Source organism: uncultured Campylobacter sp. (assembly GCF_938018145.1).
Taxonomy (GTDB): Bacteria; Campylobacterota; Campylobacteria; order Campylobacterales; family Campylobacteraceae; genus Campylobacter_A.
The window spans coordinates 1-1689 of record NZ_CALIII010000310.1 but is presented as its reverse complement, the minus strand read 5'-3'; the positions used below and the strand labels follow the sequence as shown (position 1 = coordinate 1689).

At 50.6% G+C, this 1689-nt stretch carries 1 protein-coding gene and 1 tRNA gene; both read left to right on the top strand.

Going from position 1 to position 1689, the window contains the following annotated elements; genetic code table 11:
• The first annotated feature begins 3 nt into the window (after window positions 1–3).
• On the top strand, window positions 4–1341 hold the full coding sequence (gene purF / locus Q0338_RS07310; protein WP_298086178.1) for an amidophosphoribosyltransferase: 1338 nt from the start codon (window positions 4–6) through the stop codon (window positions 1339–1341).
• A gap of 271 nt (window positions 1342–1612) precedes the next feature.
• Window positions 1613–1689 (top strand) — tRNA-Met (locus tag Q0338_RS07305).

The following is a 1689-nucleotide window of genomic DNA, read 5'->3' as shown; positions in this document are numbered from 1 at the left end:
AAAATGTGTGCGATAGTTGGAGTAATAAATTCTAAAGACGCGGCAAAAACGGCATACTACGCGCTATTTGCCATGCAACACCGAGGCCAAGAAGCAAGCGGCATCAGCGCATGCGAAAACGGCCGTATAGAAACCGTCAAAGGACGCGGGCTAGTTACCGAAGTCTTTGACAAGACGAACCTCGAGAGCCTAAAAGGCGATATGGCGATCGGCCACAACCGCTACGCCACCGCAGGCAAAAACTCTGCCGCCGATGCCCAGCCCATCGCCGCAAACTACTCGCTAGGCCAAGTCTCTATCGTGCACAACGGCAACCTCGTAAACAAAGACGAAGTCCGCGAAGCGCTGATCGCCGAAGGCGCGATATTTCAGAGCAATATGGATACCGAAAACATCGTACATCTCATCGCTAGAAGCCGCAGCGAACACCTGCAAGACCGCATCGTCGCGGCACTAAAGCAGATCAAAGGCGCCTACTGCCTACTCATCCAGTCGCGCCATAAAATTTTCGCCATCCGCGACCCCTGGGGCGTGAGACCGCTCTCGCTGGGACGCCTAAAAGACGGCGGCTACATCGTAGCTAGCGAGACCTGCGCGTTTGATTTGGTGGGAGCGACTTTTATCCGCGACGTGGAGCCCGGCGAGATGCTGGTTTTTGAGCAAGGCAAAAGCGAGTTTGAGAGCGTGCGCCTTTTTGAAGCCGAGCCTAGAATTTGTGCGTTTGAGTATATTTATTTCGCGCGCCCAGATAGCGTAATCGAGGGCAAAAGCGTCTACGAAGTACGCAAAAAAATGGGCGAAACGCTAGCCAAAAAGAGCAAGATTGGCGCAGACTTCGTCGTACCGGTACCTGATAGCGGTGTGCCGGCGGCGCTAGGCTACGCAAACGCCAGCGGAATACCGTTTGAGCTAGCCATCGTGCGAAATCACTACGTCGGCCGCACCTTCATCGAGCCGACGCAAGAGATGCGCAACCTCAAAGTCAAACTCAAGCTAAATCCGATGGCAAGCCTGCTCAAAGGCAAAAGCGTGGTCGTCGTGGACGACAGCATCGTGCGCGGCACGACCTCTAAAAAGATCGTTGAGCTACTACGTCACGCGGGCGCGAGAGAGATACACTTTAAGGTCGCTTGCCCCGAGCTAAAATACCCCGAGCGCTACGGCATCGACACTCCGAGCTTCGAGGAGCTAATAAGCGCAAACAAAACGCCCCAAGAAGTATGCAAATATATCGGCGCGGACAGTCTTGAGTTTTTAGACGTGGACGAGCTAGTTAGCAGCATCGGCAGCGAGCGCAAGTACTCGTTAGTTAGCTTTGACGGAGATTATTTTATCAAGTAAATTCGGCCTTTGCTGTTTCAAATTTGACCTATTTTGGCAAATTTGAACTCGTCGAATTTGAGCCACAAAACCCGCATCTTGAAAATGCGAATTTCTGTTTTTGGCGGTTTTGCTTCAAATTTGGGTTTTTACAGATTTAAATTTGATGAAATTTGTGCCCGTAAATCGGCGAATCAAATTTTAAAATTTCATTTCGAGCGCCGTACTGCGCAAAAATGAAAATATTTTATCAATATATAAGCAAACGTTGAATATAATTGCGAACTTTAACGTCACGGTAGCTCAGCTGGTTAGAGCGCTGGTCTCATAAGCCGGAGGTCGGGAGTTCAAGTCTCCCCCGTGACACCA